Consider the following 18,655-nt stretch of genomic DNA (forward strand, 5'->3'; position numbering starts at 1 on the left):
TACATGCGTCTGTCGTGCGGCATCCCTGGCCCGATGACGTGCCACGTGGAGTGCGTGGCGATCCTCGAGCCTGCCGAGAAGGGGCGCTGACCTGCAGGTTCGAGTGTTATGCGTGATGTGCGCTGTGGGCGTTGCGGGCGATAGGGCGACGAGAACGGCCGCTACATTGCACGCGGCGGACGGTCCCACCGACCCCTCCCCGCCCCTGAAGGGCCCCGTTCGTTGACGCAGTTCCCCACCCTGATCGACCAGGTCGCCACCGCCGTGCTGGCGCCGACCCCGATCGCAGAGAACCCGCACCACCGCGCCATCCTCGATGTATTCACCGAGATCCAGGACCTCGACCGGCAGCTCACCGACCTGTCCGGCGACGAGCTGCCCGAGGGAGTCAGCGCAGCCGAGCAGCTCGACAAGCTCACCAGCGTGCTCATCGAACGCATGGCAGCCGGAGCCGAGCTGAACGCCTCCCTGTCCACTACCTGCTGCTGCGCCGCCGCGTACGAACCCGAAGAGGAGGCTGCAGACGAGCTGGTGGAGGGCGGGGGGACCGGACTTCGACCCCGATCTCGACCTTGGTCTCGACCCCGACCTGGAGCCCGACTTCGAGCCGGACTTCGAGCCGGACTTCGACCCCGGCGTGGAGGGCGACTTCGAGCCCGACTTCGAGGACTTTGAGGCGCATGCGCCCGAGCAGGACGGTGTGTTCTGCCCGAGTCGGCCGAAGACGATCGTCCACGCCTGCCTGGATGCTTCGGCTCGGGTACCAGGCCGCCCAGCCCTGGCGGTGAAGCCGAGGAAGTGATCTGCTGGAGATGACGGGAAGGACCTGTGAGACGCGGAGAAGCGGTGAAGGACCGCCCGCCGCGCAATCGGGATCTGCGGGAAGCGGATGGGCCCTGCCCGTCCACAAGCCGCGTACAGGCGCGGGTCGGCATGTGCCTGCTGCCGGCAGGGAGTTCGTGCCCGCGCTCGTCGAGGCGGTCGGCCGACGTCGGCGAGACCTACTGGGCGCCCCCCGCTATCGCCTGACCACCGTAAGTCCCTGTGGTGGAACCCAAGCAGGATCCGTAGCGCCCGTCAGACCTGGTGAGGGTCGACGTAGCGCAGCAGCGCGCCCACCCCTTCCTCCAGCGGGAGCCCTACACGCGGCACCACGACCAATTCCGCGCCGGTGCGTACCAGCGCGCGGATCAAGGCGGCGCCCGCCGGTCTTTCCTCGGTGTCGATGGACGGCGCTGAGCCTCCGCGCCCGTGCAGGCAGTGGTCGAGCGCGGCGACCAGCCGATGCCCGGATGCTGCCACAGGCACGGACGTCGGCGCCCACAGACTGCTCCGCACCCGGATCCTCGGCGGCCTCATCAACAAGTACGGATACGCCGCGTGACGTGCGGCGACGACTTTTCGAGCGGCATACCTTCGGGAACGCCGCCCGAGCCACCCGCGCAGTGTCCGCCGGAATCTCCCCAGACCCCGTCGACTGCATCGACACTTGCGCCCGCCGAGTTGACCAACAGCATCCGCGGTGCGGTCGGGGCCCTCGAAGGGGATGTCAGCCGTCCAGGGACGTCATGACGTGCTTGATCCGGGTGTAGTCGTCGAAGCCGTACGCCGACAGGTCCTTGCCGTAGCCGGACTTCCTGAAGCCGCCGTGCGGCATCTCCGCGACCAGCGGGATGTGCGTGTTGATCCACACGCAGCCGAAGTCGAGAGCCTTGGACAGACGCATCGCACGCGCGTGGTCCTTCGTCCACACCGACGAGGCGAGCGCGTACTCGACGCCGTTCGCGTACTCGGTGGCCTGCTGCTCGTCGGTGAAGGACTGGACGGTGATGACCGGGCCGAAGACCTCGTTCTGGATGATCTCGTCGTCCTGCTTCAGGCCCGAGATGACGGTCGGCGCGTAGAAGTAGCCCTTGTCGCCGACCCGGTGACCGCCCGCCTCGACCTTGGCGTGTGCGGGCAGGCGCTCGATGAAGCCGGAGACCTGCTTGAGCTGGTTCGGGTTGTTGAGCGGCCCGTAGAGCACGTCGTCGTCCGGCTGACCGGTCTTCGTCTCGGCAGCGGCCTTGACGAGCGCGGCCACGAACTCGTCGTGGATGGACTGCTGGACGAGGACGCGGGTCGCGGCAGTGCAGTCCTGGCCGGCGTTGAAGAAGCCCGCCACCGAGATGTCCGCCACCGCCTTGGCGATATCGACGTCCTCGAAGACCACGACCGGCGCCTTGCCGCCCAGCTCCAGGTGGACGCGCTTGACGTTCTTGGCGGCGGACTCGGCGACCTGCATGCCCGCGCGGACGGAGCCGGTGATGGACGCCATCGCCGGGGTTGGGTGCTCGACCATCATGCGGCCGGTCTCACGGTCGCCGCAGATGACGTTGAAGACGCCCTTGGGAAGGATCTCCCCGATGATCTCGGCGAGCAGCACCGTGGACGCCGGGGTGGTGTCGGACGGCTTCAGGACGACCGTGTTGCCCGCAGCGATCGCCGGGGCGAACTTCCACACGGCCATCATCATCGGATAGTTCCACGGCGCGACCTGCGCGCAGACGCCGACCGGCTCGCGGCGGATGATCGAGGTCATCCCCTCCATGTACTCGCCGGCCGAGCGGCCCTCCAGCATCCGGGCCGCGCCCGCGAAGAAACGGATCTGGTCCACCATCGGCGGGATCTCTTCGCTGCGGGTGAGCCCGAGCGGCTTGCCCGTGTTCTCGGACTCGACCGCCACGAGTTCCTCGGCGCGCGCCTCGATCGCGTCCGCGATCTTCAGCAGGTACTTCTGGTGTTCGCCCGGTACCAGGTCACGCCATGCGGGGAAGGCGGCCTCGGCTGCGGCCATGGCCGCGTCCACGTCCGCGGCGGCGGACAGCGGAGCGGTGGCGTAGGGCATGCCGGTAGCCGGGTTGATCACCTCGGTGGTACGCCCGTCGGCGGCGTCACGGAACTCTCCATTGATGTGGTTGCGGAAATGACGCAGCTCGCTCACTGCAAACCTCTCCTTGTGCTGTGTCCGATGGCGTGACGCTCCAGTGCTGCCGTTTCCGACACGTCTGTAGCCCTGGCATGAGGTCTGAACCGTCGAACCACGAATTTTGAGACGGGGGATACCGGGACCAGGGCGTTGTTCGTCGATCTCACAGGGGGCGTCGTCAGAGGTCGGAGATCAGAGGCGTACGGGTGTCCGGCACACGGGAGGACTCCGCTCGCGCCTCGAAGGCCGCAGAGCGGCGGCGGGCTGGGGCACCGAGTGCGTAGAAGACCGCTCCGATGCCAAGGAAGAGGAGCAGCGGTACGACCTGGCTCAGCGTGTACTGCAGGCGCTGGCCCGCAAAGCTCTTCGGCAGAGAGTCTGCCGCGGAGCCCTCCGTGCCGAACCAGCCGACGCCGAAGCCGGGCCAGATCAGGTCGACCACGGTGAAGGCGACCAGGCCGGTGGCGAGCACGGTCACCACCCAGGCACCGGCCCTGCCCCCCGGTACTTGATACGGGCGCGGGGCCTGCGGGTACTTGCGGCGGAGGACGACCAGCGTCGGGAAAGTGATCACATAGGAGATGAAAGTGGTGGAGATGGCGAGGCCGAGGCCGGCGGCGAAGTACTTCTCGCCGTTGCCACCGGTGAGGTTGAGCGTGACCACGAGGAGGACGGAGGCGAGGACGGCGGACAGCAGACTGACCCGGACGGGGGTTCCGTAGCGTTCGGAGATCTTGCCCATCCAGGCGGGTCCGGCGCCGTCGGCGCAGGCGACGGCCTGGGCGCGGTGGGCGCCCATGGCCCAGGTGACGCCGCTGGTGAGGAGGCCGATGATGAGTCCGGCTGCGGCCACGCCGCCGAGGACGGAACCGGCTCCGCTGAGGGTTACCGTGCCGTCGGCGGCGATGTGGCCTCCGTAGACGGTGAAGACGGCCTTGCAGGCGTCGATGAAGCCGCCGAGGGTGCCGATTTCCTTGCCCGGCAGGACGAAGAGGATGCCCAGGATGGGCCCTCCGTAGAGCACGAGCGAGGCGAGGCCGGAGCGGAGGATGGAAAGGGGGATGTCCCGCTGCGGGTTGCGTATCTCCTCGGCGGCGGAGCTGGGCAGTTCGAAGCCGACGTAGTTGAAGATCAGGACGGGGACGAGGGCGACGAAGCCGGCGTAGGTCGGGGTGAACTGGCCGGCGGGCAGGGCGTGCACGCCGTTCTTCACGGCGAAGACGACCACCGAGATCAGGAAGAAGCTCAGCAGCACGATACGGGCGACAGCGCCCGCGATGGGAACCCACTTGCCGATCCGCACGGACAGCACGACCGCCAGTGCGCCGATCCAGATGAAAGCGAGCCCAGCCGCGTACTTCCACACGCCAGGCAGCGGGGTGAAGAACTCCTCCCAGGCCGTCAGGGCGATGATGCACAGACTGCCGCCGAGCCAGACGGGGTTGGAGATCCAGTACAACACCTGGTTGAGGCCGGCGGTCACCCGGCCGAAGGCGAGCCGGGTCCAGACGTAGGGGCCGCCCTGCACGGGGAACGCCGAGCCGAGCTCGGCGACCAGCAGGCCGTAGGGGAGAAAGAAGGCGAGGGCCAGGATGGCCATCCAGGTCAGGCCCTGTGGGCCCTGGGCGGCGACCGAGCCGATGGTGTCGAGACCGACGAGGGTGCAGATGAGGAAGAAGAGCACATCCCGCCGGCGGAGGTCCTTGTGAAGCCGGGAGCGTTGCTCGCCCCACCCTTCGGAAAGATCCGGAGTGTCGGGGCCGGGGGACGGAGGCGCTTGGGTCACGGTTGACTCCTCTTAACTGACTGAACGTGCAGTTAGTAGAGGCACTGTGGGGCTGCCATACGGCGGTGTCAAGAGGTGTGCGGGGCACCGATAATGTGACGCCATGGCGAGAGTGCGTTTGAGCGTGGAGGAGCGGCGCGAGGAACTGCTGCGCGCTGCGGTCGATCAGATCGAGCGGCGCGGTGTTGCGGCGCTCCGGGTAGCTGATGTCGCCTCAGCCCTCGGCATCAGCAATGCGTTGATCATTTACCATTTCGAGACGAAAGAGAAGCTTGTCGCAGCGGCCTTCACGTACGCCGCGGAAGCGGATCTCGCCCGTCTGCGGCGGCTGCTCGGCCGGGGCGGCAGCGCGGTGAAGCGCCTGCACGCCGCCGTGCGCTGGTACGCACCCACCGGACAGGCCAAGGGCTGGAGGCTGTGGATCGAGGGCTGGGCGGCGTCCCTGCGGGAACCCGCACTCCGAGACGTCGTCCAGGGCCTGGATCGGCAGTGGAAGGCGGCACTCACCAACACGATCCGGCAGGGCGCGGACGCGGGCGAGTACACGTGTGACGATCCGCAGGGCGCCGCCTGGCGGCTGACCGCCCTGCTGGACGGGCTGGCCGTGCAGATGACCGCCTACCCAAGGTCGCTGTCGCGCACGTCGATGATGGAGTGGGTCGACGATGCCCTCGCCCGCGAACTCGGACTGGAGCGTGGCGCGCTGTCCGGCTGAGTCCAGGGGCGCGGGTGGCTGCGCCCGTGCCTGGACGTGGATCCATGCCCAGGCACGGGGGCGGCCGATCGCTATTGACCGTAGACCTGCTTGCCCAGCCACTGGCCGCCGTCGAGGGTGAGGCATTCACCAGTCATGTACGAGGCGCGGTCACCCAGTACGAAGAGCGAGGCGTCGGCCACCTCGGTCGGGTCGGCGAAGCGGCCTGCCGGGACAGATGAGAGGACGTGGGCGCGGGCCGTGTCGTCGGCCCACAAGGCGGCACCGGCGCCCTTGGTCTCCGTCGGACCGGGTGCGATGCAGTTCAGCCGGATGCCGAGCGGGGCGAGTTCGACGGCCAGAGTGCGGGTCATGGCCAGCACGCCCGCCTTCGCGGCGGCGGAGTGCACCGTGCCGGGGTGGCCGTGCCAGGCATAGCTGGCGATGACGGAGAGGATCGATCCGCCGGTGCCCTGGTTGCGCATCTGCCGGGCGACGGCTCGGGTGCAGTAGAAGGAACCGTTGAGGACGATGTCGACGACGGCCTTCCAGCCGTTTGGGCTGAGGTCGATACCGGGGGCGACGAAGTTTCCGGCCGCGTTGTTGACGAGGCCGTGAACGGCGCCGTAGTGGTGGACTGCGGCCTCTACGAGCGCGTCGACGGCCCCCGGGTCGCGGACGTCGGTGGGGACGGCGATGCCGTCGGCGCCCTGCTCGCCGAGGAGTGCGACGGTCTCGTCCAGCTTTTCCGGAGTGCGGCCGGTGACGACTACGCAGGCGCCGGCGGCGCCCAGCGCGAGGGCGATGGCGCGGCCGATGCCACTACCACCACCGGTGACGATGAACGTGCGATCGGTGAACACAGCGATGTCCCTTCGGAGGGCCTGGAACCGGCCTGGGGGGCTGGAGGTGGGTGGAGGGTGAGGCGAGGTGCTTCAGCCGGCAAGGACGCCGTGGGCGTCGAGCGCGACGGCGCCGCCGGGGTGTACGAGCAGCGGATTGATCTCGATCTCGGACAGTTCGGGGTGCTCGACCGCGGAGCGGGCCAGCGCGGCTATTGCCGCGGCAGCCGCGTCGAGGTCGACGGCAGGAGCGCCGCGCCAGCCGGTCAGCAGCGGGGCGTGGCGCAGCGACAGCAGGAGTTCGCGGGCCCCTTCGTCGGTGAGGGGGGCCAGGGCGAGGGCGGTGTCGCCGAGAAGTTCGGCGGTGGTGCCGCCGATGCCGGCCATGGCGACGAGTCCGAACGCCGGGTCGCGCCGTACCCCTGCGATGAGCTCCACCGCATGGGGCGGCCGGGTCATGGCCTCGACGGCGTATCCGGCCACGCCGGTTGCCGACCGCATCCGGGCGAACGCTGTCCGTAGCGCGCCCTCGTCCCGCAGGTCCAGGGCGACACCGCCTGCCTCGGTCTTGTGGGCGAGGCCCATCGCTTTGAGGACGAGGGGATAACCGATTCGCCGGGCGGACCGGGCGGCCTCGTCGGCGGTGGTGACGAAGGCCGTCTTGGGGAAGGTCAGGCCGTACGAGCGCAGCAGCGCCCGCATCGTCTCGTAACCGCCATCCGGGATGGCGTCCCCGGCCGGGTTGGGGAGTTCGATGGCGGGGCGTGGCACCAGCGTCGTCCACCGCAGGGCGTTGGCCAGGGCGGCAGAGGCGTGCTCGATGCGTTCGAGGACGGGGATTCCCTGCTCGCGCAGGACTGCCAGGGCGGGGGTGTCGCGGGCCATGGTGTGCACGACAAGCGTCGCGCCAGAAGCACGGGCCGACTCGGCCATCCGGCGGGCCACGGCGCATTCGTGTGCCACTTGCGCCGGATTGGCGGTGGCATAGTCCCCGAAGTAGCCGGTCAGGAGCACGGCGTCGGCGCCGCTGCCGAAGAGCAGGGCGTCGGCGACGCGGGCGTAGTTCGCGAGGTCGGCCTCGCCCGCACCGGCCAGATCCACTGGGTTGCCGGGTACGGATCCTGGCGGGAGACACGCGGCCAGGATGTCGGAGACCGCCGGAGGCAGGGGCGGGACGGAGAGGCCGTGTACGGCGAGCGCGTCGGCCGCGAGTGCACCCTGGCCGCCGCTGTCGCCCGCGACGGCCACCTTGGGGCCCGCGGGCAGGGCCGGGGAGAGCAGGGCGACGGCGGTGTCGACGAGTTCGCCCGCACTGTCCAGGAGCAGGGCGCCTGCCTCCCGGCAGGCTGCGGCGACAGTCGCGCGGGCGGTGATCAGGGCGCCGGTGTGGGACGCGGCGGCGCGTCCGGACGCTTCGCTGCGGCCGACGGTCATCAGCAGTACCGGTTTGCCCGCCTGCCGGGCGGCGGTGAGGACGCCGACGAGGCGCCGGCCGTCCCGGAAGTCCTCCACATAGGCGGCGATGACCCGGGTCGGCTCGTGGGCGATCAGCGCCTCGATCGCGTCGGCGGCGTCGATGTCGCGCTGGTTGCCGAGCGAGACGAAGCGCGAGAAGCCCTGGCCCGAGCGGGCCAGCAGCCGTCCGATCTCCAGAGCGAGGTTGCCGCTCTGTGAGACCAGCCCGACGTCACCGGTGGGGAAGTCCCCCCAGGAAAGCCGCAGTTCACTGCAGGTGTCCACCACACCCATGCAGTTCGGGCCGAGCAGCCGGGCGCCGTGGCCGGTGATCAGTGCGGCGAGCTCGCGTTCCTCGTCCGCGGTGGCGCCGCCGGAGGTGATGACCGTGAAGCAGCGTGCACCGGCCGCCAGCCCTTCGACGACGGTGCCATGAACCTGCCCGGGCGGGACGGCCACCACCACATGCTCGGTCGGGCCGGGTAGCGCACCGAGACTCGGCAGGAAGGGGACGCCGCGCAGGCGGCCGCCACGCCGGTTGACCAAGTGGACGGACCGGCGGCCACGACCCGTCAGAGCGCCCGTGGCCAGCCAATAACCCCACTTCTGCGGATTCTCGGAGGCGCCGACGACAGCGACCGAGCGTGGATCGAACAGCACGTCGAGGGCGGCGGGCCCGCCCGGAGCAGCGGCCGATGCCGCGGCCCTCGTTGCTGTCGGTGTCGACGGGGTCTGCGTCATCGGTGCCATCCGAAGCGGTCGGTGATCTCCGGCAGCCGGTCGGCGACGATGGCGTGCGCGGCGGCGCGCGGAGTGCTGCCGTCGGCCTCGGCGCGGGCGAGCATCTGGCCGATGAGAGAGCGCATCGAGCGGCGGATATGGGCGAGCGCTTCGTCGGCATCCGGGTCGATGTCACCGAAGAGTGTCCACCACCACCAGGCATTCGTACCGGAGTTGACGACCACGTCGGGCAGCACGGTGACACCGCGCGCCGCCAGCAGTTCCTCGGCCTCGGGCAGCACCGGCATGTTGGCCGCTTCTACGATCCAGCGGGCGGTTATGCGCCGCTGGTTGGCGGTGTTCACGCAGTACGAGACGGCGGCCGGCACGAGCACCTCGGCGTCGGCCTCCAACCACGCCTCGCCCGGCAGTTCGGCGTCACCGGGGCGCAGGGCCGTACGGTCCACCGCGCCGAACGCGTCGCGCGCGGCGAGCAGTGCCTCGATGTCGAGACCGTCGGGGTTGGCGATGGTGCCCTTGACGTCGGCGACGGCGACGATCCGCAGTCCCGCCTGGGCGAGGAAGCGCGCGGTGGCCCCGCCCATGGTTCCCAGGCCCTGCACGGACACCCGCGAACCGGCGTACGGAACGCCCGCCCGGTCGAGTGCCGCCAGTGCGGCTTCGGCGACACCGCAGCCGCCGGCCAGTTCGTCCAGTCCGATGCCATCCACGTCGACGGCGAAGGCGTCGGCCAGCCGCTGCCGGGCGGCCCCCTCGTCGTCAAGCAGCGGGTAGACGGCCTGGATGGACGACACCAGGCCCGCCTCGGCGGCGGCCCGGTCGACGATGTCCTGGCTCAGACCGAGATCCTCGCCAGTGGTCCAGAAGTTCTCGATGTACGGACGCATGGCACGCAGATAGCGGACCAGGACGCCGTACGCGTCGGGGTCCTGCGGGTCGCAGTCGATGCCGCCCTTGGCGCCGCCGAGCGGGATATAGCGCGCCTGCGGGTCGTAGTGAAGTGCCTCCTTCATCGTCATTCCCCGGGCGAGCCCGGTGACCTCCTCCAGCGTGCAGCCCGCGCGCATGCGCAGCCCGCCGCTGGACACCCCGCGCACCAGGCGGTCAATGACGAGATAGCCGCGGCGGCCGGTGACGTGGTCGGTCCACGTGATGGACATCAAGGGTGTTCCGGTCAATGGTCTGCCTCCTCGGGAACGGTGATGACAGTGGGTCCGGGGGCAGTGAGCGCCTCGCGCAGCGCACTGCCGAGCTGGTCCGGGGTGGTGACCTGAGTGCCGTGGCCGCCGTAGGCGCGAGCAAGAGCAGCGAGATTCACGGAGGACAGGTCGACGCCGGTCGGTTCGTCGCCGCGTGCGGCCATCTCGTCGCGGATCTCGCCGTAACCGCCGTTGTCGAACACGATGACGGGCAGCGGGAGCCGGAGCTGGGCAGCCGTGGCAAGCTCTTGGACGCTGAACTGAAATCCGCCGTCGCCGCTGAGAGCGACAACCTGACGGTCGGGGAAGGCGGCCTTGGCGCCGACGGCGGCTGGGAGCGCATAGCCGAGAGTGCCGAAGCCGGTGGGATGGAGGTATCGGCCGGGCGGATCGACGGGCAGGTGAGGCAGCGCGCCGTAATAGCAGCACTGCGCGCTGTCTGAGGTGATAACCGCGTCGGGGGCGAGGACAGAACGGATGGCGGTGAGGAACGGGCGCCAGCGGGCGTCACGTTCCGCGGTTTCCGTGTCACGCTCCCCGCGGAGCTCCGCAGCGGTTGATGCCGTGTCGTCCTCGGAAGCGGGCGGGAAACCGCCCTGGCGTTGTCCGACGGCCGGCAGCAGCAGGCTGAGCACGACACCCGCGTCACCGACGAGGGCGATGTCCGCCGGCACACCCGCATACATCTGCGCCGGGTCGAGGTCCACCCGGATCAGTGTCCCGTTCAGACGCGGCGGGCCGGACCACAGGTCGGACTCGGCCAGTTCGGTTCCGACAGCGAGCAGCACGTCGCAGTCCGCCAGCCACTTCTGGACGGACGGGCTGTGCAGCGCCACGCCGAGCGACAGGGGGTGGGATTCGGGCACGACGGCCTTGCCGTTGGCGGTGGTCACAACCGGTGCTCCCAACCGCTCGGCGAGCGAAAGGCAGGCGGCGCCGCCGGCGCGCGCGCCGCCGCCCAGGACCAGTGCCGGGCGGCGAGCGGAGCTCAGGGCGGCTGCCGCCTCCCGTAGGGCGTCGGGCGCGGGGCCGGCGGACACAGTTGGCGGGGCGAGGCGCACCTCGCCCACGGGTTCGGGGGTCTCCAGCAGGTCCAGCGGGATCTCGATATGTACGGGGCGGGGCCGCTCGGTGCGGAAGAGTGTGAAGGCGCGGGCCACGGCCGGTCCGATCTCCGCCACCGAGGAGACCCGGTGGCTGACCGCGGCGATGTGCCGGAACGCCTCTGTCTGGCTGGGCATTTCATGCAGCAGACCGATGGGCTGCCGGGGGTGGCGCAGCGGCATGCCAGGGGAGACCACCAGCAGCGGCACACTGTCGGAATATGCCTGTCCGACCGAGGCGGCGATGTTGAGCAGTGCCGGGCCGGTCGTGGTGATCGCGACGCCGGGGCGGCCGGTCGTACGGGCGTAGCCGTCAGCGGCGTAGCCCGCGCCCTGCTCATGGCGCGGGGTGACGTGCCGGATCCCGTACCGGCCGAGGTGCCGGTAGATCTCCAGGTTGTGGGTGCCGGGGATGCCGAAGGCGAGGTCCGTGCCGTGCGCGGACAGTGCCCGGACGACTGCCTCCCCGCCCGTCAGGGGCGTCATCACATGCTCCGCGAGATGAGCAGACGCATGATGTCGGAGGTGCCCTCTTCGATCTCTTCCAGCTTGGCGTCGCGCATCCACTGCTCGACCGGGTACTCGCGCGAGTAGCCCCAGCCGCCGAGGGTTTGTACGGCGGCCCAGGTGCAGTACGCGGCGGTCTCCGAGGCGATGAGCTTCGCCATGGCGGCCTCGGTCGTCGCATCGAGGCCGGCGTCGAGGCGCTTCGCGGCGCGCCAGGTCATCAGCCGGGCCTGTTCGACCCGGGTACGCATGTCGGCCAAACGGAACGCGACTGCCTGGTGCTCGATGATCGGCTTGCCGAACTGGACACGCGTCTTCGCGTAATCGCGGGCGTACTCATACGCGGCGCGTGCCACGCCTGTGGCCGCGGCACCGAGCACCGCGCGGGAGATGTCGAAGGTCCGCATCAGGCCCCGGAATCCCTGGCCTTCGTTCCCGAGACGGTTCCCCTCGGGAACGAAGGCGCCGTCGAAGAAGACCTCACGGCAGACGATGGCGCGCTGGCCCATCTTGCGCATCGGCTCGCCGAAGGTCATCCCGTCGGTGTTCTTGCGCAGCAGGAAGGCGCTGACGCCGCCCGACCGCTGAGCAGGGTCGGTCTTGGCGAAGACCACGTAGAACTCGGCTTCGCCCGCATTGGAGATCCACGCCTTCTGCCCGCTGAGCAGATAGCCCCCGGTGGTACGAGTGGCGGTGGTCGTGATGGACGCAGCGTCGGAGCCGGAACCGGGCTCGGTGGTGGCCAGCGAGGTCATCGGGGAGTCGGGACCCGCGAGCGGGGCGAGCCAAGTGCGCTTCTGCTCCTCCGTACCGAGCTCTAGCACGGGGTCGGCGAAGAACCCGTTGGAACAGAGCAAATTGCCGATCCCCAGGTCTCCGACGCACAGTTCCTCCTGCACCAAGACCTGCGTGAACACATCGGTGAAACCGCCCCCGCCGTACTCCTCGGGGAGCATGAACCCAGTGATCCCGACCTTCGCGGCGGCCCTCCACAGGTCCCATGGGGTCTCGGTGTCCGCTTCGTCCACCGCGCGGGCCCGTGGACGGATCTCTTCCCGGGCGAAGGCCCGAGTGAGCTCGACGATGTCGTTCTGCTCAGGAGTAAGCGGGCACAGCTCGACGGGGAGCTCGGTCATGGTGCCTCCAGGCGTGACAGGAACGCTTCCAACTGAATCGCGGTTCAGTATTAGGAGCCCTCGACTGACCTGTCAATGGGTCCACTAACTGAACTATCATTCAGTAGAGAGGGGGGGGCGACCTGCGGCCCCCGGGGTTGCCCGCCCAGATAACGGTGTGGGTGTCGATGCATCATTCCGGGTGCCGTTGGAAGAGGTCGGCACCGAGACCTGGACACACACCCTGAGCGAGGGCGCCTTCGCCACCTTCGGGGCCACCACGCAGTGGTGGGAAGCGCACTGGCGCGGTGACGGGGTGCCACTGCCCACTGCCGCGCCCGCAGCCCGCCACGCCACAGCACTCGTTGCCCCTGCGCCTGGCGCACGCCCTGCTCCGTCCCGCGGACCGAGCCGCTGAGCCGTTTCCGAGCTGGCGTTGCTGACCGTGAGTTGGACAGTCCTGCGCAAGGGTGAAGCTCCTGGTGGACGGGTTCTCGACCAAGATCACCCGTGCCCGCCAGGAGCTTCGTGTGCTTGCCTATCCGTCCTCGATCGATCTGTCCAGCCGCACTCTGCGGTTCCTGACGGGGCAACTGGCAGTGAGGAGGCTGGAGATCGGGACGCGGTGGCGACGTCTCTCCGCTGCACGCCAGGCCCTGCTCGCCCTGGCTCATCTGCGGTGCGGTGACACCTGTGCCCAGCTCGCCGCCGGGTTCGGCATCGGAATCGCAACCGTCTTCCGCTACATACGGGAAGTCGTCGAGGCCCTGTCCGCCCTCGCCCCGTCCCTGGCCGAGGCGATGAGGACGATCCGGGCGAAGGCGTTCGTGGTCGTCCAGGCGTATGGGGCGGGGGTGCTGTCGTTGGAGACGGCGGTGGCGATGCTGATGGATGCGGGCTATCCGATCAAGGACGCCACCGAGGAGGTGGCGCGGATCCGGCAGAGCGCGCAGCGGGAGTCGCAGGTGCGGATGGAGGAGGCGGCGGCAGCACGGGGTTGCGGGTGCGATGGGCAGCCGCAGGAGGCGGCAGCCGGTAGTGGGGCGGAGGCTGCTGGACAGGAGACCGGGCTGGATCCGGGCAAAAGAGCCGGGACCGCAAGCCAGGCATCGCCACCGATGTGCTTGGCCTGATCACCGTCGTGGTCATGGTCGCCGCGAGCGTGCACGACCACGCGGTCGGGATCACCCTGCTGGACAAGGTCGCCGCCACCGCACCCGCGGTGACCAAGAGCGGGGTGGACGCCGGGTTCAAGCAGGCCCTGGTCGAGCGCGGCGCCCGCCTCGGCATCGACGTGGAGATCGTCCAACGTGAGCCCGGGACAAGAGGGGCCACCCCGGAACCCCAAGAGATGGGTGGTGGAGCAAACGGTGCACCCGACCGCCGGGCCGCCGGCAGGTTGCGCCTACTGGGCGCAGCGGAGAGCGTCCGGAGATTGACGTCCTGTGACTTGTGCGCCTGTGGGTTGGGCTGTGCGGCTGGTTACGTCGTGGACGCGTGTCCGTCGCGTTCGGTTCCGTGAAGACCCTCACGCTATTTCTTCGCGCCCGGTGTCGACCGGATGCCCCTCGCCGGGCGTATGCCCAGTGAAGCGAGAGATCCGGGAGTGGCTGTTGACCGTCGAGGAGTTCGAAGAGTTCTACGCCCAGACGGTCGCGCGGCTCACGGGACAGTTGTACGTGATGGTCGGCGACCTGCACGAGGCGCAGGACGTGGTGCAGGAGGCGTTCGTCAAGGGGTGGAGTCGGCGTCGGCAGCTTGACCGGGACGGTCGGCCCGAGGCGTGGATCCGTACCGTGGCCTGGCGGTTGGCTGCGAGCCGGTGGCGCTTTCGGCGTCGCTCGGCCGATGCCTGGAAACGCAGTGGTGCGCCACCGCATGTCGAGGGGCCGGGTCCGGAGAAGGTGGCGCTGGTGGAGGCGCTGCGTGCGTTGCCTGCGCAGCAGCGCCGGATCATGACGTTGCACTATCTGTGCGATCTCACGGTCGAACAGGTCGCAGGTGAGACGGGGCTGTCGGCGAGCACCGTCAAGACCCACCTGAGCCGGGGGCGGTCGGCCCTCGCTGATCGCTTGCAGGATCCGCGTATTGAGGAGGCCCCTGGTGAGTGAGCCCCAGGACCCGTTGCGGTCCCTGTTCCAGCAGGCGGCCCAGGCCGGGCAGACCCGCAGTGAGGCGGCGCCGGTCGCCTACATCGCCGATCGTGCCAGGCGAGCCCGGCGGCGGCGGGTCGCCGGCTTTGCCGCAGCGGTGTGCCTGGCCTTCGGCGGTGGGGTGGCCACCGCTGTCGCGCTCCTGCCCGACCGACCGGCACCCGCCGTTCCGGCGACCAGTCCCTCGCCCAGCAGGCCCGAGCCCGCACCTACCAGCCAGCCTCCGGGCCCGCCCTTCCCCGGGCGGGGGACGGCGGGTTCCACGCCCACCGCCACCTCGACAGGCAGTGCGTCCACATCGCCCGGTGGACGCCCGACACACGCGCCGCCACCGTCCGCCACCAGCACCGAGCCCCGGTCGACCGCCACATCGCCCTGATCCGGCCACCGCAACCGTGACCCGGCGGTCGCCACCGGGCGATCGTGCACGTCTTCACACACCCCAAGGAGCCCGATATGCCCCCTATGTCACCTAGTCTGCGTGATCGCACACGCGCCGCTCCCCAGCACTCCGCGCCCTCAGCGCCGCCGCCACCGCGCTCCCGACCCCGGCGCCCGGCCTGGGCGACACCCCGCGTGCAGCGGGACCTTCTGGGCCGGCGGTCGCTGCGGTTGGGTCGAGCCGACCGCGAGGTGCTCTGGCTGTACCTGTTGACTCGAATATCCCTCTGGATCACCGCCTACTGTGCGCGCTGGCTGTTCCCGCCCAACCCCGAAGCCCACAACCCCGGCCCCGCCCTCACCCCCTTTGAGCACTGGGACTGGGGCCACTTCCTCCACATCGCACGCGACGGCTACTTCCCCGACCACGGCGGCCCGTGGCAGAGCCACTGGGACAACCGGGAGGCGTTCTTCCCCGGCTTTCCGCTACTGCTGCGCGCGGTCCACACCGTCCTGCCGAACTGGACGACGGCCGGACTGTTGATCTCACTGACCGCCGGAGCCGTCACCGTGGTGGCCCTGGCCCGCATCACCCGACTCCACCTGCCCGAAACCGGCGCCGGCCGCAGAGTCGCACTGATCTTCCTGGTCTCTCCCTGCGCGATCTTCCTGGCCGTCGGCTATACCGAGTCTCTCTTCCTCGCCTTCGCGCTCCCCGCCTGGCTCGCGGCCCAACGCCACCACTGGCCCCTGGCCACCACCCTGGCCGCCCTGGCCACGACCGTCCGTGTCAGCGGCCTGTTCCTCGCCGCCGCGCTCGCCCTGCAATTCCTCCTGTCCCTCCGCACACGCTGCGACCTGCGCTCCCTACCGTGGTTCACCCTGCCCGCCCTGCCCGCCGCCCTCTACAGCTGGTACCTGCACGCCCACACCGGCGATTGGCTGGCCTGGAAACACGCCCAAGAACGCGGCTGGTACCGCACCTTCCACACTCCCTGGGAAGCCTGGGCCAACACCTGGCACAACGCCTTCGACCACACCCAGACAACCGGCTACGCCTTCATGTTCCAGGCCGAACTCGCCGCCATGATCGTCGGCTTGCTCCTGCTCGGCCTACTGACCCGCCAACGCCGCTGGCCCGAAGCCCTCTACATCGCCCTCAACCTGTACGCCCTGGGAACCTCCTACTGGTACATGTCCATCCCCCGCGCCACCCTCCTGTGGTGGCCACTGTGGATCGCCCTGGCCTCCAAAAGCCTGCGCATCCCACGGTTCCACTCCGCCTACCTCTGCCTCACCACACCGCTGACCGCAGCCTTCGCCCTGACGTTCCTCACGGGGCGCTGGGCCGGCTGAGTGGGTTTTCTGTGGGCTTTCGTCTCATTTCAGCTTGAGTCAGCCTCTGGTGAGATCGGCCTCTGGCGGGGTGAGGGTGAACAGGCCGGGTTCGGGTTCGGTGAGGATGTCGCGGTCGACCAGGCGTTTCAGCTGGGCGCGGACGCTTTCGGTGTGCCGCGGCTCGGTGCCGATGCCCAGAATCTCGCAGACCTCTTTCGCGCGGAGCCCGCGCCCGGCCCGCTCGAAGGCGGCGAGGACCTCGCGGTAGCCGGGCGGCAGCGGCTCCAGTGGCTCGATGCCGTCCTCAGCGGCCAGTTCCAGCATCGTCTCGCGGGTGATGTCCAGGCGTTCCGGCGTGCGTTCGGCAGCGGCGAGCTGTTCGGTGAGGAGCCCGATCTGCTCACGCAACTGTCCGGCCGTCTCGCGTACCAGCTGCTGCCGGGCCTCGATCTTGTCCAGGAGATGCTTCACCAGGGCTCCTGCGCGTCGGGGGTGCGGGGTGCTGGGCGTGCGGGTCGCGCCAGGTCGGAGTGATGGAGCGGGTGAGGCGGCGGAGCATGAGGTCGGTCATGGACCAGTGGATCCAGGCCGCCGAGCTGGACGGTCTGGTCTCGTGGTCACGCACGAGACGTCCGTGCAGCATGAGGGTGCCGAGAGTCTGCTCGACCACCCACCGTTTCGGCGGCGGGGTGAACCCTTTCGTACCCGGCTCGCGGTGCACGATCTCCACGTTGATACCGAGGCGGGCGCCATGCTCCACGACGGCCTCCTTGAACCCGGCGTCCACCCACACCTTGGTCACGGTGGGCGCGCTATCTGCGACCTTGTCGAGCAAAGTGATTCCGATCGCGTTGTCGTGCACGCTCGCCGCCACCACGATCACTGCGATGACCCGGCCGATCACGTCGGTGGCGATGCCTCTTTTCCGGCCCGGGCTCCTCTTGCCCGGATCCAGCCCGGTCGTCTCCTTCGGCGCGTTCACCGAAGCCCGCACCGTCTGCGAGTCCAGGACCACGACGGTGGGGTCCTCCCGCCGTCTGCGCATCTCTCGGGCCAAGCAGCGCAGCAGCTCGTGGATGGTCTCCGCGGTCCCGTCGTCGCGCCACAGGCCGAAGTAGTAGTACACCGCACTTTTCGACGGCAGATCATGCGGGAAATACCGCCACTGGCAGCCGGTCCTGGCCTGGTACAAGAGGGCGTTCGCGATCTCCCGCATGCCGTAGTTGCCCTTATGCCCGCTGACCGAAGGATGCCGGCTCTTCCACGCGGTGATCACCGACCGGATCAGTTCCCAGGCTTCATACGACAGGTCGCTCGGGTATGGCTCACGCCCGTCCACGCCCACCAGCACACCGCGTGTCCGGCCGATCGTGAAGTCCCGGAACCGGACAACCCATCGTCAGTCGCGACGAGTTCGCCGAGCAACTCGCAGAACACCCACTTGGAGCGACCGGCAAACGATGGGGCGGGGCCGCTGAGACGGGCCCGAATGCAAGGCGAGGCACGAGCCTGAGTGATCATGGAGTTCTTGACGCTCGGTGATCACCCGGAGGGCTCGTGCCTGCGGTCCCATCATCTGTTCTGGAACCCCTGTGGGATCAGTTCGCCGCTCTGCGGCCCGTGCGGGGCAGATACGCCAAGAGTCATCCACTGGGCTGCCACCGGCGACGGGTTCCGGACCGCACTGTCTTCGAGCACATCGTGCTCGCGCTGGTCCACGGCTCCGGCTACGAGCGTCTCTCCGCCCCGGCATGCTCCGACCGCGCGATCAGACGGCGCGTCAAAGAGTGGGCCACGCTCGGGATATCCGAGAAGGTTCACGCCCTCGCCGGTTGGCCCCATCGGAGACAATCCCGAGCGGGACACCGCACGCGTCGGACGCGACCGAGCGTTTCAGTCCCTGCTTACCTCGGTCTACCGGCGACCGCCCCGACTCGCCCCTGCTCGGCCCCACCCTGGACGCGGCGAAAGCTCATGTCGGTGCGATGTCGGCGACGGTCAACGTCAACCTCGACCGTGGCTACGACAGTTCCAAGTCCCGTGCACTGATAACAGAGTTGGGATTCACGGCCGAGATCGCACGCAAGGGCGTTCCGGACCCGATCCAGACCGGCAAACGCTGGGTGGTCGAGCGCACCCACGCGTGGATGAACGACTACGGCAAGCTGCGGCACTGCACCGAGAAGAGCGGCAGCATCGTGGACTTCCACCTCTACCTCGCCGCCGCACTTGTCACCCTCCGCATGCCGATCCGCCGAGCAACGAGCCGCTATCGCTGGGACGGCCGCCCCACCACCCGGCGCCTCAAGTGATCCACTTACCGGTCGGCCCAAGGGCCCCGTGTCGCACGCAGGGCGTGGCACCGGGGCCCTC

Annotated in this window: 14 protein-coding genes and 3 pseudogenes; 7 read left to right on the forward strand and 10 right to left on the reverse strand. The window is 69.5% G+C overall.

From position 1 onward, the window contains the following. Positions 1 to 222: 222 nt before the first annotated feature. Positions 223 to 675: a hypothetical protein gene (locus SL103_RS37925; RefSeq protein WP_164492841.1), complete on the forward strand. Its 453-nt coding sequence runs from the start codon at positions 223 to 225 to the stop codon at positions 673 to 675. A gap of 402 nt (positions 676 to 1,077) precedes the next feature. On the opposite strand, the gene SL103_RS18425 is transcribed toward SL103_RS37925, so the two are convergent. The 3 genes from SL103_RS18425 to SL103_RS18435 form a co-directional block, all read right to left on the reverse strand. After that, complete coding sequence (locus tag SL103_RS18425) at positions 1,078 to 1,308, reverse strand: hypothetical protein (protein WP_164492729.1); 231 nt, start codon at positions 1,306 to 1,308, stop codon at positions 1,078 to 1,080. A 241-nt stretch (positions 1,309 to 1,549) separates the two neighbouring features. Continuing rightward, the gene (locus tag SL103_RS18430) at positions 1,550 to 2,983 is read right to left on the reverse strand and encodes a gamma-aminobutyraldehyde dehydrogenase (RefSeq protein WP_069570093.1); all 1,434 of its coding nucleotides are present in this window, start codon (positions 2,981 to 2,983) and stop codon (positions 1,550 to 1,552) included. A 163-nt stretch (positions 2,984 to 3,146) separates the two neighbouring features. Further along, complete coding sequence (locus SL103_RS18435; RefSeq protein WP_347877852.1) at positions 3,147 to 4,754, reverse strand: APC family permease; 1,608 nt, start codon at positions 4,752 to 4,754, stop codon at positions 3,147 to 3,149. Positions 4,755 to 4,857: 103 nt separating this feature from the next. Between SL103_RS18435 and SL103_RS18440 the strand changes: the two genes are divergently transcribed. Continuing rightward, on the forward strand, positions 4,858 to 5,469 hold the full coding sequence (locus tag SL103_RS18440; RefSeq protein ID WP_069570095.1) for a TetR/AcrR family transcriptional regulator: 612 nt from the start codon (positions 4,858 to 4,860) through the stop codon (positions 5,467 to 5,469). Positions 5,470 to 5,540: 71 nt separating this feature from the next. Here SL103_RS18440 and SL103_RS18445 read toward each other — a convergent pair whose 3' ends face one another. The 5 genes from SL103_RS18445 to SL103_RS18465 form a co-directional block, all read right to left on the reverse strand. After that, positions 5,541 to 6,311: an SDR family oxidoreductase gene (locus SL103_RS18445; protein WP_069570096.1), complete on the reverse strand. Its 771-nt coding sequence runs from the start codon at positions 6,309 to 6,311 to the stop codon at positions 5,541 to 5,543. 72 nt (positions 6,312 to 6,383) lie between these two features. Then, positions 6,384 to 8,486 carry an acetate--CoA ligase family protein gene (locus SL103_RS18450; RefSeq protein WP_244303954.1) on the reverse strand — a complete coding sequence of 701 codons (2,103 nt, stop codon included), beginning with the start codon at positions 8,484 to 8,486 and terminating at the stop codon, positions 6,384 to 6,386. Continuing rightward, positions 8,483 to 9,646, reverse strand: a complete 1,164-nt coding sequence (locus SL103_RS18455; protein WP_069570098.1) for a glutamate dehydrogenase — start codon at positions 9,644 to 9,646, stop codon at positions 8,483 to 8,485. Before SL103_RS18455 ends, SL103_RS18450 begins: the two co-directional genes overlap by 4 nt. A gap of 14 nt (positions 9,647 to 9,660) precedes the next feature. Then, the gene (locus SL103_RS18460; RefSeq protein ID WP_069570099.1) at positions 9,661 to 11,274 is read right to left on the reverse strand and encodes a thiamine pyrophosphate-binding protein; all 1,614 of its coding nucleotides are present in this window, start codon (positions 11,272 to 11,274) and stop codon (positions 9,661 to 9,663) included. Next, positions 11,274 to 12,431: an acyl-CoA dehydrogenase family protein gene (locus SL103_RS18465; RefSeq protein ID WP_069570100.1), complete on the reverse strand. Its 1,158-nt coding sequence runs from the start codon at positions 12,429 to 12,431 to the stop codon at positions 11,274 to 11,276. The genes SL103_RS18460 and SL103_RS18465 overlap by 1 nt, the downstream gene beginning before the upstream one ends. Positions 12,432 to 12,940: 509 nt before the next feature. On the opposite strand from SL103_RS18465, the pseudogene SL103_RS18470 reads away from it, so the two are divergent. The 4 genes and pseudogenes from SL103_RS18470 to SL103_RS18485 form a co-directional block, all read left to right on the forward strand. Continuing rightward, positions 12,941 to 13,246 (forward strand): annotated as a pseudogene (locus tag SL103_RS18470) (transposase family protein); the annotation flags it as partial. A gap of 284 nt (positions 13,247 to 13,530) precedes the next feature. Further along, positions 13,531 to 13,932: a hypothetical protein gene (locus SL103_RS18475; RefSeq protein WP_069570101.1), complete on the forward strand. Its 402-nt coding sequence runs from the start codon at positions 13,531 to 13,533 to the stop codon at positions 13,930 to 13,932. A gap of 91 nt (positions 13,933 to 14,023) precedes the next feature. Continuing rightward, positions 14,024 to 14,521 carry a SigE family RNA polymerase sigma factor gene (locus SL103_RS18480; protein WP_069573881.1) on the forward strand — a complete coding sequence of 166 codons (498 nt, stop codon included), beginning with the start codon at positions 14,024 to 14,026 and terminating at the stop codon, positions 14,519 to 14,521. Positions 14,522 to 15,019: 498 nt separating this feature from the next. Next, complete coding sequence (locus SL103_RS18485; RefSeq protein WP_079145821.1) at positions 15,020 to 16,300, forward strand: mannosyltransferase family protein; 1,281 nt, start codon at positions 15,020 to 15,022, stop codon at positions 16,298 to 16,300. Between the two features lie 39 nt (positions 16,301 to 16,339). Here the strand turns inward: SL103_RS18485 and SL103_RS18490 are convergent, their stop codons facing one another. Both SL103_RS18490 and SL103_RS18495 read right to left on the reverse strand, forming a co-directional pair. Continuing rightward, positions 16,340 to 16,753 (reverse strand): hypothetical protein, encoded by a 414-nt coding sequence (locus SL103_RS18490; RefSeq protein ID WP_069570103.1) that lies wholly within the window; start codon positions 16,751 to 16,753, stop codon positions 16,340 to 16,342. Between the two features lie 40 nt (positions 16,754 to 16,793). Beyond that, positions 16,794 to 17,621, reverse strand: a pseudogene (locus tag SL103_RS18495) (IS5 family transposase); the annotation flags it as partial. 218 nt (positions 17,622 to 17,839) lie between these two features. Here SL103_RS18495 and SL103_RS39585 point away from each other — a divergent pair. Further along, positions 17,840 to 18,594, forward strand: a pseudogene (locus SL103_RS39585) (transposase). Positions 18,595 to 18,655 lie beyond the last annotated feature (61 nt).

This window comes from Streptomyces lydicus, from assembly GCF_001729485.1.
Lineage (GTDB): Bacteria > Actinomycetota > Actinomycetes > Streptomycetales > Streptomycetaceae > Streptomyces > Streptomyces lydicus_D.